Annotated in this window: 16 protein-coding genes; 12 read left to right on the top strand and 4 right to left on the bottom strand. The window is 44.2% G+C overall.

Translation table 11 applies throughout. The features are described 5' to 3' along the window. Positions 1-2 precede the first annotated feature (2 nt). Complete coding sequence (locus tag ACO1B7_RS07795; RefSeq protein WP_423090009.1) at positions 3-923, bottom strand: Dyp-type peroxidase; 921 nt, start codon at positions 921-923, stop codon at positions 3-5. Positions 924-1083: 160 nt separating this feature from the next. On the opposite strand from ACO1B7_RS07795, the gene ACO1B7_RS07800 reads away from it, so the two are divergent. After that, positions 1084-1704, top strand: coding sequence for a LysE family transporter (locus ACO1B7_RS07800; protein ID WP_004280977.1), 621 nt, complete (start codon positions 1084-1086; stop codon positions 1702-1704). Between the two features lie 74 nt (positions 1705-1778). On the opposite strand, the gene znuB is transcribed toward ACO1B7_RS07800, so the two are convergent. Genes znuB through ACO1B7_RS07815 form a run of 3 tightly spaced genes read right to left on the bottom strand, consistent with a single transcriptional unit; the run spans position 1779 to position 3844 of the window. Beyond that, positions 1779-2579: a zinc ABC transporter permease subunit ZnuB gene (gene znuB, locus ACO1B7_RS07805; RefSeq protein WP_004280978.1), complete on the bottom strand. Its 801-nt coding sequence runs from the start codon at positions 2577-2579 to the stop codon at positions 1779-1781. Positions 2580-2582: 3 nt separating this feature from the next. After that, complete coding sequence (znuC, locus tag ACO1B7_RS07810; RefSeq protein WP_161785335.1) at positions 2583-3374, bottom strand: zinc ABC transporter ATP-binding protein ZnuC; 792 nt, start codon at positions 3372-3374, stop codon at positions 2583-2585. After that, positions 3347-3844, bottom strand: a complete 498-nt coding sequence (locus ACO1B7_RS07815; RefSeq protein WP_004280980.1) for a transcriptional repressor — start codon at positions 3842-3844, stop codon at positions 3347-3349. The genes znuC and ACO1B7_RS07815 overlap by 28 nt, the downstream gene beginning before the upstream one ends. A gap of 146 nt (positions 3845-3990) precedes the next feature. On the opposite strand from ACO1B7_RS07815, the gene ACO1B7_RS07820 reads away from it, so the two are divergent. From ACO1B7_RS07820 to ACO1B7_RS07870, 11 genes are all read left to right on the top strand, one after another. After that, positions 3991-4827 carry a metal ABC transporter solute-binding protein, Zn/Mn family gene (locus ACO1B7_RS07820; RefSeq protein ID WP_423090010.1) on the top strand — a complete coding sequence of 279 codons (837 nt, stop codon included), beginning with the start codon at positions 3991-3993 and terminating at the stop codon, positions 4825-4827. A 174-nt stretch (positions 4828-5001) separates the two neighbouring features. Next, positions 5002-5394 (top strand): ATP synthase subunit I, encoded by a 393-nt coding sequence (locus ACO1B7_RS07825; protein WP_004280982.1) that lies wholly within the window; start codon positions 5002-5004, stop codon positions 5392-5394. Between the two features lie 110 nt (positions 5395-5504). After that, complete coding sequence (atpB, locus tag ACO1B7_RS07830) at positions 5505-6380, top strand: F0F1 ATP synthase subunit A (protein WP_423090011.1); 876 nt, start codon at positions 5505-5507, stop codon at positions 6378-6380. An 85-nt stretch (positions 6381-6465) separates the two neighbouring features. Continuing rightward, on the top strand, positions 6466-6711 hold the full coding sequence (gene atpE, locus ACO1B7_RS07835; protein WP_000424060.1) for a F0F1 ATP synthase subunit C: 246 nt from the start codon (positions 6466-6468) through the stop codon (positions 6709-6711). 39 nt (positions 6712-6750) lie between these two features. Further along, entirely contained in the window at positions 6751-7221 is a 471-nt protein-coding gene (locus tag ACO1B7_RS07840; protein ID WP_004280990.1) for a F0F1 ATP synthase subunit B, read from the top strand. A gap of 12 nt (positions 7222-7233) precedes the next feature. Then, positions 7234-7770 (top strand): F0F1 ATP synthase subunit delta, encoded by a 537-nt coding sequence (locus ACO1B7_RS07845; RefSeq protein ID WP_423090012.1) that lies wholly within the window; start codon positions 7234-7236, stop codon positions 7768-7770. 45 nt (positions 7771-7815) lie between these two features. Further along, positions 7816-9360 carry a F0F1 ATP synthase subunit alpha gene (atpA, locus tag ACO1B7_RS07850; protein ID WP_004644861.1) on the top strand — a complete coding sequence of 515 codons (1545 nt, stop codon included), beginning with the start codon at positions 7816-7818 and terminating at the stop codon, positions 9358-9360. An 89-nt stretch (positions 9361-9449) separates the two neighbouring features. After that, a complete protein-coding gene (gene atpG, locus ACO1B7_RS07855) occupies positions 9450-10319 on the top strand; it encodes a F0F1 ATP synthase subunit gamma (protein WP_004644862.1) in 870 nt (289 codons plus the stop codon). Positions 10320-10345: 26 nt separating this feature from the next. Continuing rightward, positions 10346-11740 carry a F0F1 ATP synthase subunit beta gene (gene atpD / locus ACO1B7_RS07860; protein WP_004644863.1) on the top strand — a complete coding sequence of 465 codons (1395 nt, stop codon included), beginning with the start codon at positions 10346-10348 and terminating at the stop codon, positions 11738-11740. A gap of 26 nt (positions 11741-11766) precedes the next feature. Then, the gene (locus ACO1B7_RS07865; protein ID WP_064096955.1) at positions 11767-12186 is read left to right on the top strand and encodes a F0F1 ATP synthase subunit epsilon; all 420 of its coding nucleotides are present in this window, start codon (positions 11767-11769) and stop codon (positions 12184-12186) included. A gap of 134 nt (positions 12187-12320) precedes the next feature. Continuing rightward, the gene (locus tag ACO1B7_RS07870) at positions 12321-12806 is read left to right on the top strand and encodes a DUF2846 domain-containing protein (RefSeq protein ID WP_180072504.1); all 486 of its coding nucleotides are present in this window, start codon (positions 12321-12323) and stop codon (positions 12804-12806) included. Positions 12807-13033: the final 227 nt, after the last annotated feature.

Raw genomic sequence — 13033 nt, forward strand, 5'->3', positions numbered from 1 at the left:
TTTTACCCTTCCAAAACCTCTTCCAGCAACTCCTCACTCGGTACAAAGTAATATGCACCATCCAGTGGGGTTACGAAATGCAGCAGGCGGTCATGAATTCCATCGCCAGAGGTACCAAACATACGTTCTAACATAGCATCGATAATCGTAAGGTCTTTGGTGTAGGCAATAAAGAATAGACCCTGGTCACCACGTCCATCACCATAAGGCAGAGAATGACGTAGGATTTCCATTTCTTCGCCTTCTTCATCTTCCACTACAGTACGTGACACGTGCGCATTTTCAGGTTTGACTTCATCATCCAATTCAATCGATTCAAGCTTGGTACGACCCATAACCTGTTCCTGAGTATCAACTTTTAGCTTTTTCCATTTTTCCAGGTTATGCGCGTAACGTTGGGCAAAAATAAATGAACCATCTTGGAAAATACCTGAATCTTCACCTAATAATGCGACTTCAGCACGATCATCCGGGAATTGCGGATTTTCAGTTCCATCAATAAAGCCAGTTATGTCACGACCATCAAAATAGCGGAAGCAAACCCGCTCATCCAGCACCTGAACCTGATCCTGAATGCCTTCAAAAAAAGCCTGACTGAGCGCAAAACAGATATCAGCACGGGCACTGGCAATATGAATGATCATATCTGCCGGAACCACTGGCATTTCAAATGAACCATGAATGGGCTCAAGCTGTTTAAAGCCTGCAGGAGCTTGATCATAAAGTTTTGCCCACAGTTCAGGACCAAAAGCCACTGCCGTTTTAATTTGTGCTTGAGGATGTTGCGTAATAAGACGATCACGCGAAGTAAAAAGATGTTCGAGTTGTTCTTTTAATTGTTCAATACTCAAATCTTTAAGACGTAAAACAATAAAACGGGCATGATCTGAAGGAAGTGGCAAGATTACCGATTGGGCTGTCATTCATGGCTCCTGTAAGGATAGATCCTGTTTTTAATGTACATATTGTGCCTGAAGCTAGACAGAGTGAATAGTGCAATGCCTTATATTTAAGCAGGTTTTTAGCCTGATTTTATTAGAAAATTCATATAATATTGGGCAAGTTTTGCTGAGTTAAATATCCATGTCCTATCAAATGTGGTTTGCCTATATGCTGGCCTGCTGGGTGATTAGTGTGTCTCCGGGCGCAGGAGCGATTGCTTCCATGTCGAGTGGACTGAATTATGGTTTTCGGCATGGTTACTGGAATGCGCTGGGCCTGCAACTGGCATTATTGGTACAGATTGCAGTGGTTGCGGCAGGCGTGGGAGTTTTGTTTGCGACAACCCCATGGGCATTTTTAGTGGTGAAATGGTTTGGTGTCGGCTATTTATTGTATTTGGCTATTTTGCAATGGAAAGCACCTGTACAATCTATCGAAATTAAACATGAATTGGCGCGAAAATCGAGAGGGAAACTGGTACTGCATGGTTTCTTGGTTAATATCACTAATCCTAAAGCCATCGTATTTTTACTGGCCGTCTTGCCGCAATTTCTGGATTTGTCTAAGCCACAATGGATTCAGTATTTGATTATGGCTGCGACAATGGTGACGATTGATCTGATTGTGATGGCGGGTTATACCGGATTGGCTGCTAAAGTTTTAAGGCTGCTTAGATCGCCGAAACAACAAAAAGTCATGAACCGGACTTTTGCCGGGTTATTTGCCGGCGCTGCATTTTTATTGAGTTTGGTGCATCAATAAAGAGTCTTTGCTCTCTCCTTAAAGGAGAGAGGCGGAATAGATCATTAGAAAATCATAATGATTTAACAGAAAGATTAATTCAGCTTTTTAAACTTCTGCACACAGAAGATCAGTGCAAATAGCACCGCCATGGTCAGTACAATGGTTAAACCAGTCGAAGTATTGAGACCGGCACTCGACCATAGGCCCACGGTCACCCCAATTTGCGCAATCACGAATGCCCAGATCACCATTTGTTTGGGTGAGTGTGCAAGTAATCGTGCAGTCAGGGCAGGGATCACCAGTAATGCCCCCATCAAGAGTGAACCGACTGCTTTCAGCGCAAGCACGGTAAACAATGCCAATAACAACATAAATATCAGGCGTTGCCATTTGGCATTTACACCTTCACTGACCGCCATGTCCGGATCAATCGCGATTTGAATCTGCGCTTGCCAGCTTTTATAGAGGACGGCTAAGGCCAGAATAATCACAATGGCAAAGGTGGGTAAGTCCGTCCAAGAAATCGTTAGTAGATCACCAAATAGATAGCTGAGAAGTTCCGGTCTTAAACTCGGTAAATGCTGAATGAACAATAATCCCGAGCAAAGCAGTGTTGCTGAACATAAGGCCAGCAAAGCATCATTGGGTAGGCGCGGATCATGCAGCACCCACAAAATACCTACCAATAATAAGGCAATAAAAGTGACTCCCATCCAGAGCGGTAAACTTAAAGCTCCAGCAATGGCAACACCGAGTAAAGTACCGTGTGCCATGGTATCGGCAAAGAATGACATACGCCGCCAGAGCATGAGACAGCCCAGCGGAGCAGTCAGAAATACCAACAGCGTTCCCATGATCCATGCAGGTAAAAGGAGTTGTAACCAATCCATCATGGTTTAAGCTTCCGGCTCGGGGTGAATATGAGGGCGTGAATCATGCTGACAGGGAGTGGCAGAATCGCCATGCGCGCAATGATCATGATGATGGTGATAGAACACTCGATTGGTGCCAAAAATTGCCTGATATTCGGGATGTTGCTGCACGCTTTCCGGCAGCCCACTACAGCAGATATGCTTGTTCAAGCACACGACTCGAGTCGTACCTTGCATCACCCATTGCAGGTCATGTGAAACCATCAGTACGGCACAGCCATATTTTTCCGGCAAGTTACGCACATATTCATACAGTTCAGCTTCGGACTGGATGTCCAGACCTTGCATCGGTTCATCGAGGACTAAAATGTCCGGCTGGCGTAATAAGGCGCGGGCCAATAGCACCCGCTGACGTTCGCCGCCAGACAACTGCTGAACTTTAGAATCTTGCAGTTTGCTAATGCCGGTATCGCGGATAATTTCGGTTTTAATCTGGGATGGGCATTTTTCTAGCGCCAATAAATCTTTCACCCGGAGCGGCAAGCTATGTGAGGGATTGAATTTCTGTGGCACATAAGAGAATTTGAGTTTGCGCGCAGTTTTGATCTCACCTGATTGCGGTTTCAAAATGCCCAGCATGACTTTAATTAAGGTCGATTTACCAGCGCCATTGGGACCGATCAGTGTGACAATTTCTTTCTCTTGTAACGAGAAATCAATGGCTTTTAAGATATCGCGCTCATCGATCTTGACCCAGATCTTGGAGAGCTGAATCAGGGGAGAGGCACTTAAGCTTTGTTGCGGCACTGCTGACAAATTCCTGAAATTTCGATAATGCTGTGATGTGCCGTGAAGTCGTCCGAGCTGGCCAGTGCATCGAGTTGATCGAGCAAGCCCTGAGCCGACGCTTCTTTCACGGCTTTACATTCGGTGCAGATTAAAAAAGCGGCCTGATGACCTTCACGCGGATGGCAACAGGGAATATAGGCATTGATCGAGGTCAGGCGATGAATCAGCCCTTTGCTTAATAAAAAATCCAGAGTGCGATACACCGTTGGTGGTGCTGCAGGACGATCACTGGCATTTTTCATTTGTGCCAGCAGGTCATAGGCACCCATCGGGCCATGCGCATTCAGAATGAGTTCCAGCACTTCTTTACGTAAAGGTGTAAGGCGTGCGCCGCTTGCTGCACAAAGACTTTCCGCTTCAGCAAGACGTTGTGCGACATTGGGATGGTCGTGCACGCCGTGCAATGCGTTGTGGTGTTCGTGCGAACAGGAACCCATAGTTCACCTCAAGTGCGAAACTGAAAATTAATAGATTTCAAATCTTAACATGAAGCGTTCTGAGTTTCGATTGGGCATAGGTATTTTTGTATTTTTGTTATATTATAACACTTCCTGATTTTATCGTTTTTAAGTGATTTCTACTCATGTTCCGTCTTCTTGCAATCAGTCTGCTCGCATTGTTCAGTACACTCAGTTGGTCACAAAGTCTGGTGGTGTCTACGCAGCCGATCCATCTGATTGCCAAGAAAATTACCCAAGGTGTGGAACAGCCGACTTTATTGCTGGCCAACCAAAGTGGACATGATGTGAGTCTGACTCCGGCGCATCGAAAAACTATTCAGAATGCAGGTCTGGTGATCTGGCTGGGTCAGGCGCATGAAGCACCCTTGGCCAAAGTGCTGAATGAAAGTAATAAAGGCATTGCACTGTTAGACTCGGGGATATTGACCACCTTGCCGATGCGTAATCCGCGTGGCGAGGCCTTAAAAAATACGGTAGACACGCATGTCTGGCTCGATCCGAATAATGCAGTGCGGATTGGTTTCTTTATTGCGGCGCTACGTTCGCAGCAATTGCCGGAGCATCGTGAACGCTACTGGAAAAATGCCCGTGACTTTGCACAAAACATGTTTGCTACGGCTCAGCGTTATAGTTCAAGTAACAAAGCCAAACCTTATTGGTCTTATCACGATGCCTACCAGTATCTTGAGCGCCCACTCAATTTAAAATTCATGGGGGCATTGACCGATGATCCACATGTTTCACCAACCGTGGCGCAAATCAAGTTTTTACAGGATCATCGTCCACAGCGCAAAATGTGTCTGCTGGCCGAAGGTCATGCCAGTGAGAACCAGTACCGCAAACTCAATCCGGTACTGTTCCAGCATGTCGATGAAAGCATGAGCGGGGCAGGGGACTTTGTGCAGGCTTGGCAGCAATTGGCCGCCGAAACCCAGAAATGTGTACTAAATACACGCTAATGATTTAAAAAATAGACAGATTTTGATTAGTTTAACAGCAGTGACCCGATTTAAAAAAACACGACTAAGGTCGGGAAAAGATTGCATGTTCAGGGGTGTAACTCTATAATGCCTGCGATTAAAAATAATCACCTGTTAAACTTGTCAAGCATGATTGCTGTGAGTGAATAAATAATGAGCCGAACTAGTCGCTTGATTGACCGACGATTAGCGAAAGCTTTGGTCCTCCTGCAAGCCTGTATGATCCCTGTTTCAGCCTTGATCGGCTGGGTCGTGAAAGACTCAACCGCAGCCTTGAGTGCAGCATTAGGTGCACTGGTATGTTGGCTCGCGACTTGTTATTTTTCGTGGCAATCGTTTCGAGCAGCAGGAGCCCGCGCGTCTAAACAAGTTCTTTCGAACATGTATAAAGGCTTGATGGGAAAGTTTGCCATTGTGATTGTTGGTTTCATTTTAATTTTAAGCAATGTTAAACCGTTGTCAGCGGTGGCGTTGTTTTGTGGTTTTATACTTGTTCAAGCCATGTCGTGGGTCGCTCCGTTTTGGGCGTCACGTCTACAAAAATGAGTATAAGCACAACAAGAAATTGAAAAGTTTTTCAGGAGCAGGCGAGATATCAAGCAGCACGCGATATTCGTTTGTTCTATTAGTTTTTTGACATTGACCAGGTGTGATTTATGGCTGCTGAAGAACATGCCCTTACTTCGACCGAGTATATCAAGCATCACTTGACCAACATGACCTATGGCAAAATGCCGGACGGTACGTGGAAATTGGCCGAGAGCGGTGCTGAAGCTCAACAGATGGGGTTCACTGCTATTCACTTGGATTCAATGGGTTGGTCTATCGGACTGGGTCTGATTTTCTGTTTGTTGTTCTGGTTGGTTGCGAAAGCGGCTAATGCTGGTGTTCCTACCAAGTTCCAGTCTGTAATTGAAATGATTATCGAGTTTGTAGATTCAAGTGTACGTGATACCTTCCACGGGAAGTCTCGATTAATTGCACCCTTAGCATTAACCATTTTCGTGTGGATTTTCCTCATGAACTTGATGGATTTGATCCCTGTTGACTTTATTCCTTATGTAGCTCAACACGCGATTGCTTCTATGCTGGGTGTAGACCCTCATCAGGTTTACTTTAAAATTGTTCCGACTACAGATCCAAACATTACCCTCGGTATGTCTATTTCTGTATTCTTCTTAATTATTTTCTATAGTATTCGTGAGAAAGGTGTTGGCGGCTTCGTTGGTGAGTTAGCACTGAACCCATTTAACCCAAGTAATCCAGTTGCTAAAGTGCTTTTAATTCCATTCAACTTATTGTTGGAATTGACTACTTTCTTGGCGCGACCAGTTTCATTGGCTCTACGACTGTTCGGTAACATGTATGCGGGTGAGTTAATCTTCATTCTTATCGCGTTATTACCGTTCTGGATCCAGTGGGCGTTGTCTGTGCCTTGGGCGATTTTCCACATTTTGATTATTACGCTACAAGCATTCATTTTCATGATGTTGACTATCGTGTACATGAGTATGGCAAGCGAAAAGCATTAATGGTATTGCCTAACTGTCAACGGATGGTTGGGCACACAATTTTTTAACTTAATTTGGTATAAAACCTAACCTCTGAGGAATTATCATGGAACTCACTTTAGGTCTAGTTGCAATTGCATCTGCTATCTTGATCGCTTTCGGTGCTTTAGGTACTGCGATTGGTTTTGGTCTTCTAGGCGGCCGTTTCCTTGAAGCTGTAGCTCGTCAACCAGAATTGGCTCCACAACTTCAAACTCGTATGTTCTTAATCGCGGGTCTTCTTGATGCTGTGCCTATGATCGGTGTTGGTATTGGCTTGTTCTTCATCTTCGCTAATCCATTTGTAGGTTAATCAGCTTAATTCCGAAATTCACTATTTGAGGAATTTGCAATGAATATCAACCTCACATTGTTTGGCCAAGCGATTGCGTTTGCGATTTTTGTCGCATTCTGCATGAAGTTTGTATGGCCACCACTAATCAATGCGATTAGTGAACGTCAGCGTAAAATCGCTGATGGCTTAAATGCTGCTGAAAAAGCGAAGGCTGACCTTGCAGATGCGCAAGCACAAGTGAAAGCTGAGTTAGACGCGGCAAAAGCACAAGCGGCTCAATTGATCGAACAAGCGAACCGTCGTGGTGCACAATTGATCGAAGAAGCGCGTACCCAAGCTGCGGCTGAAGGTGAGCGTATTCGTCAACAGGCTAAAGAAGCTGTTGATACTGAAATCAATGCTGCTCGCGAAGAATTGCGTCAACAAGTGGCTGCTCTTGCAGTAACTGGTGCTGAGAAAATTCTTAGCCAGCAAGTTGATGCAGAAGCTCACAATGCCATGCTGACTCAGCTGGCTGCTAAACTTTAAGAGAGGCGGATTATGGCTGAACTCTTGACGTTGGCACGCCCATACGCTAAAGCAGCATTTGCTTACGCTTCTGAGCAAAGTGCAACTGACTCTTGGTCAACAGCACTTGAATTGCTCAGTGCTGCGGTGCAAGACGAAGCATTTTCAGCTTATCTAAATCGCCCTGAGCTTACACCTGCTGAGCAGGTGGCTCTTTTTGCGAAAGTTTTAGGTGAAGACCAAACTGCAGCAGTGTCTAACTTCCTGACATTGCTTGCAGAGAATAACCGTTTGGTTCTTCTTCCTGAGATTGCAGCAGAATATGAGCAGCTTAAATCACAGAATAACAATACTGTGGATGTTGTGATTGAATCAGCATTCCCATTGACTTCTATACAGGAACAACTTCTTACTCACGCATTAGAGAAAAAATTCGAAGCGGCGGTAAATGTTTCTGTAGAAGTTAACCCAGCGCTGATTGCTGGTGTAGTTATTCGTGCAGGCGACCAAGTGATAGATGATTCTGCGCTTAACAAGCTTGAAAAAATGCGTACTCGTCTTCTTGCTTAATTGCATTTAGAAGACTGAACTTTAAAAAGATTGAGGTATAGCGCAATGCAACAACTGAATCCATCCGAGATCAGTGCGCTCATTAAACAGCGTATCGGCGATCTGGACACCAGCGCAACCGCTAAGAACGAAGGAACCATTGTTATGGTTTCCGACGGTATTGTGCGTATTCACGGCTTAGCTGACGCTATGTACGGTGAAATGATCGAATTCGACGGCGGCCTTTACGGTATGGCACTGAACCTAGAACAGGATTCAGTGGGCGTCGTTGTTTTAGGTAACTACTTAAGCCTTCAAGAAGGTCAAAAAGCGCGTTGCACAGGTCGTGTATTAGAAGTTCCGGTTGGTCCAGAACTTTTAGGCCGTGTAGTAGATGCTTTAGGTAACCCGATTGATGGTAAAGGCCCTATTGATGCAAAATTAACTGATGCTGTTGAAAAAGTAGCACCAGGCGTAATTTGGCGTCAATCAGTAGATCAACCTGTACAAACTGGTTATAAATCAGTAGATACAATGATCCCTGTAGGCCGTGGTCAACGTGAGTTGATCATTGGTGACCGTCAAACTGGTAAAACAGCAATGGCGATCGACGCGATCATCGCTCAGAAAAACTCTGGCATTAAATGTGTATACGTAGCAATTGGTCAAAAACAATCGACTATCGCTAACGTGGTACGCAAGCTAGAAGAAACTGGCGCTATGGCGTATACAACTGTTGTAGCAGCAGCTGCAGCTGATCCAGCAGCAATGCTGTATCTAGCTCCGTACTCTGGCTGTACAATGGGCGAATACTTCCGTGACCGCGGTGAAGATGCGTTAATCATTTATGATGACTTGTCTAAGCAAGCTGTTGCTTACCGTCAAATTTCATTGCTTTTACGCCGTCCACCAGGTCGTGAAGCGTATCCAGGTGACGTGTTCTATCTACACTCGCGTCTACTTGAACGTGCTTCTCGTGTATCTGCTGACTACGTTGAGAAATTCACTAACGGTGAAGTTAAAGGCCAAACTGGTTCATTAACTGCATTGCCGATTATTGAAACTCAAGCGGGTGACGTATCTGCATTCGTACCAACCAACGTAATTTCGATTACTGATGGTCAGATCTTCCTTGAAACATCATTATTCAACGCGGGTATTCGTCCTGCTGTGAACGCGGGTATCTCTGTATCTCGTGTTGGTGGTTCAGCGCAAACTAAGATCATCAAGAAATTGTCTGGTGGTATCCGTACTGCTTTGGCGCAATACCGTGAATTGGCAGCATTTGCTCAGTTCGCTTCTGATCTTGACGAAGCAACTCGTAAGCAACTTGAACATGGTCAACGTGTAACTGAGTTAATGAAGCAAAAACAATATGCTCCTTACTCAATTGCTGACCAAGCTGTTTCAATTTATGCATCTAACGAAGGCTACATGGCTGACGTAGACGTTAAGAAAATCGTAGACTTTGATGCTGCGTTGATTTCTTACTTCCGTTCAGAACATGCTGCGTTAATGCAACAAATCGATGCCTCTGGTGATTACAACAAAGACATCGAAGCTGCAATCAAAGCAGGTATTGAAAGCTTTAAAGCGACTCAAACTTACTAATTTCAACCTCTGTTGAATTTAGTGTCGGTTTGGTTCACGGAATCAACCTTCGGAAGCTCGCAAGGGCTTTCGAATACTAGGTTAAGCGTATGGCAAATTTAAAAGAAATTCGCGCCAAAGTAGCTAGTATCAAGAGCACGCAGAAGATTACTCGAGCGATGCAAATGGTAGCAGCTTCTAAGATGCGTCGTGCGCAAGAGCGCATGGCTCAAGGCCGTCCGTATGCCGAAAATATGCACCGTGTAATTGCTCATTTGGTCCAAGCGAATCCTGAATACAAACACCGTTATATGGTTGAACGCCCGGTTAAGCGCGTTGGCTATATCATTGTGTCTTCAGATCGTGGCCTTGCTGGTGGTTTGAACATTAACCTGTTCAAGAAAGTGGTTAAACACGTTCAACAGCAACAAGAGCAGTCAATTGAAGTTCAATTTGCTTTAATTGGTCAAAAAGCGGTTTCGTTTTTTAAAAACTACGGCGGTAAAGTGCTTGGTGCGACGACGCAAGTCGGCGATGCTCCAAGTCTTGAGCAGTTATCTGGTTCTGTACAGGTGATGTTGGACGCTTATGATAAAGGCGAGTTAGATCGTATTTATCTAGTGTCAAACGGCTTTGTCAATGCCATGACTCAAAATCAAAAAATCGAACAACTTGTTCCTTTGGCTGCTGCTGAAGAAGACAAGAATCTGAACCGTCAATACGGTTGGGATTACATCTACGAGCCTGAAGCTGAAGAGCTTTTAAATGGCTTGTTGGTTCGCTATATCGAGTCTGTGGTGTATCAAGGTGTGATTGAAAACATCGCATGTGAGCAGTCTGCACGTATGGTCGCTATGAAAGCAGCGACAGACAACGCAGGCGAGATCATTAAGAGCCTGCAACTTATTTATAACAAGCTGCGTCAAGCCGCGATTACTCAGGAAATTTCTGAGATCGTTGGTGGTGCCGCTGCCGTTTAACATTATTTTGAATTGAGGAGACAGCAATGAATAGCGGTCGTATCATTCAGATCATCGGCGCGGTTATCGACGTCGAGTTTGAACGCAACAGCGTTCCTAAGATCTATGACGCTCTCCAAGTAGATGGTACTGAAACTACTTTAGAAGTTCAGCAACAGCTTGGTGATGGCGTAGTTCGTACTATTGCAATGGGTTCTACTGAAGGCCTTAAGCGTGGTTTGAACGTAACTAACACTAACGCGCCGATTTCTGTACCAGTAGGTACAGCGACTCTAGGCCGTATCATGGACGTTCTTGGTCGCCCGATCGACGAAGCTGGTCCTGTTGCGACTGAAGCGCGTTTACCAATTCACCGTCAAGCGCCTTCTTATGCAGAACAAGCGGCTTCTACTGACCTTTTAGAAACTGGTATTAAAGTCATTGACTTACTTTGCCCGTTCGCGAAAGGCGGTAAAGTTGGTCTGTTCGGTGGTGCCGGTGTTGGTAAAACCGTAAACATGATGGAGTTGATCAACAACATCGCGAAAGCTCACTCAGGTTTATCTGTGTTTGCTGGTGTTGGTGAGCGTACTCGTGAAGGTAACGACTTCTATCACGAAATGAAAGATTCTAACGTTCTAGACAAAGTAGCAATGGTCTACGGTCAGATGAACGAGCCACCGGGTAACCGTTTACGCGTAGCGTTGACTGGTCTTACTATGGCTGAATATTTCCGTGACGAGAAAGACGAAAACGGTAAAGGCCGTGACGTACTATTGTTCGTAGATAACATCTATCGTTATACACTAGCGGGTACTGAAGTATCAGCACTTCTAGGTCGTATGCCATCTGCAGTAGGTTACCAGCCTACACTTGCAGAAGAGATGGGTGTTCTTCAAGAACGTATTACATCGACTAAGTCTGGTTCTATTACGTCAATCCAAGCGGTATACGTACCTGCCGATGACTTAACAGATCCATCGCCTGCTACAACGTTTGCTCACTTGGACGCAACTGTAGTATTGAGCCGTGACATCGCATCTTCTGGTATTTACCCAGCGATCGATCCACTAGACTCAACTTCACGCCAATTAGATCCGTTAGTTGTTGGTCAAGAGCATTATGAAATTGCACGTTCTGTACAGAACGTATTGCAACGTTATAAAGAGCTTAAAGACATCATCGCGATTCTTGGTATGGACGAGCTTGCTGAAGAAGATAAACTGGTTGTTTACCGTGCGCGTAAAATCCAGCGTTTCTTCTCTCAACCGTTCCACGTAGCTGAAGTATTTACTGGTGCTCCTGGTAAATTAGTATCTCTTAAAGAAACGATTCGTGGCTTTAAAGGTCTTCTAGCTGGTGAATACGATCACATCCCAGAACAAGCGTTCTACATGGTTGGTGGTATTGACGAAGTGATTGCTAAAGCTGAGAAACTTTAATTAGTTCCCTAATTTAGGAGATTCTCATGGCGACTATGCAATGTGACGTTGTAAGTGTTCAAGAGTCTTTGTACTCAGGCACTGTAACGATGCTAATTGCTAAAGGTGCTGGCGGTGAGTTAGGTATTATGCCTGGTCATGCTCCGCTGGTAACTTTGCTCCAACCTGGCGCGATCCGCGTTATTTTGGAAAACGGTACAGAAGAGTTGATCTATGTATCTGGTGGTGTTCTAGAAGTTCAACCGCATGTTGTTACGGTTCTTGCAGATACTGCAGTCCGTGCAGAAAACTTAGATGAAGCTGCAATTATTGAAGCGCGTAAACACGCTGAACAATTGCTAGCAAATCAAAAGGGCGATTTGGACGCTGCTGCTGCTTTGGCTGCTCTTGCAGAAACTGCTGCTCAGCTGGAAACGATCCGCAAAATCAAAAACCGCGCTCAGTAAGAGACGGTTTGAGATTGAAAAAACCACCCGAAAGGGTGGTTTTTTTATGCGTAAAAATTAATATCCTTTATTAGGAAATAATTTATATTTTTGTTATATTTCGGTTTCTTAAAAATAAATAAGGGGATTCCGGGGTGTCAAATAAAGTAATTTTACCGTTTTTATTGTCAATAGGCTTTGTTGGTTGTGCATCGGTTCCGAAAGCAAATCTACAAGCAGTAGAACAACAAAAAACTGTACAAGCACCACAAGTAGGTCAAGCAGGAATCTATGTGTACCGCTCGAAGAATGTTGTAGGTGCAGCACTTAAAAAAGATATTTGGATTAATGGTGAATGCTTAGGTGAAACTGCTCGTGGTGTATATTTTTATAAAGAGGTAGAAGGAGGTAAAACGCACACTGTTTCCACTGAGTCAGAGTTTTCGCCTAATCATCTGAATCTATCTACAGAGAGCGGGAAAAATTATTATATTCAGCAGTATATTAAACCAGGTGTATTCGTTGGTGGTGCAAACGTAAAAGCGGTTGATGAAGCTGAAGGTAAGCAAGCGATTGAAAAATATAGTTTAGCAATAGGTGGAAACTGCTCTAAGCCTTCGATTCAACTTTCAAAATCATAAGTTTTAAAAAATGAATTTGCGATTATATAAACAATAAATCGCAAATTCCCCATTTCTTAATATTTATACTTAAAAATCTTATTAAAATCTGCATCTAAGCTTGCCACTTTAAGTATCTTATATATCGCTTAAATACATACCTTAGGAAGGTTATCCTTTTATTTATAGTATCAGATCATACCTTATTGTTGTACCGCTCGATATAACTTTTACCCTTTCTCAGTAAT

Source organism: Acinetobacter lwoffii (genome assembly GCF_049367455.1).
Classification (GTDB): domain Bacteria; phylum Pseudomonadota; class Gammaproteobacteria; order Pseudomonadales; family Moraxellaceae; genus Acinetobacter; species Acinetobacter lwoffii_W.

Excerpts from the sequence above, each read along its gene's own strand:
- ACO1B7_RS07795 (WP_423090009.1), bottom strand. The coding sequence starts at position 923 with ATGACAGCCCAATCGGTAATCTTGCCACTTCCTTCAGATCATGCCCGT.
- ACO1B7_RS07800 (WP_004280977.1), top strand. The coding sequence starts at position 1,084 with ATGTCCTATCAAATGTGGTTTGCCTATATGCTGGCCTGCTGGGTGATT.
- znuB (WP_004280978.1), bottom strand. The coding sequence starts at position 2,579 with ATGATGGATTGGTTACAACTCCTTTTACCTGCATGGATCATGGGAACG.
- ACO1B7_RS07815 (WP_004280980.1), bottom strand. The coding sequence starts at position 3,844 with ATGGGTTCCTGTTCGCACGAACACCACAACGCATTGCACGGCGTGCAC.
- ACO1B7_RS07820 (WP_423090010.1), top strand. The coding sequence starts at position 3,991 with ATGTTCCGTCTTCTTGCAATCAGTCTGCTCGCATTGTTCAGTACACTC.
- ACO1B7_RS07825 (WP_004280982.1), top strand. The coding sequence starts at position 5,002 with ATGAGCCGAACTAGTCGCTTGATTGACCGACGATTAGCGAAAGCTTTG.
- atpB (WP_423090011.1), top strand. The coding sequence starts at position 5,505 with ATGGCTGCTGAAGAACATGCCCTTACTTCGACCGAGTATATCAAGCAT.
- atpE (WP_000424060.1), top strand. The coding sequence starts at position 6,466 with ATGGAACTCACTTTAGGTCTAGTTGCAATTGCATCTGCTATCTTGATC.
- ACO1B7_RS07840 (WP_004280990.1), top strand. The coding sequence starts at position 6,751 with ATGAATATCAACCTCACATTGTTTGGCCAAGCGATTGCGTTTGCGATT.
- ACO1B7_RS07845 (WP_423090012.1), top strand. The coding sequence starts at position 7,234 with ATGGCTGAACTCTTGACGTTGGCACGCCCATACGCTAAAGCAGCATTT.
- atpA (WP_004644861.1), top strand. The coding sequence starts at position 7,816 with ATGCAACAACTGAATCCATCCGAGATCAGTGCGCTCATTAAACAGCGT.
- atpG (WP_004644862.1), top strand. The coding sequence starts at position 9,450 with ATGGCAAATTTAAAAGAAATTCGCGCCAAAGTAGCTAGTATCAAGAGC.
- atpD (WP_004644863.1), top strand. The coding sequence starts at position 10,346 with ATGAATAGCGGTCGTATCATTCAGATCATCGGCGCGGTTATCGACGTC.
- ACO1B7_RS07865 (WP_064096955.1), top strand. The coding sequence starts at position 11,767 with ATGGCGACTATGCAATGTGACGTTGTAAGTGTTCAAGAGTCTTTGTAC.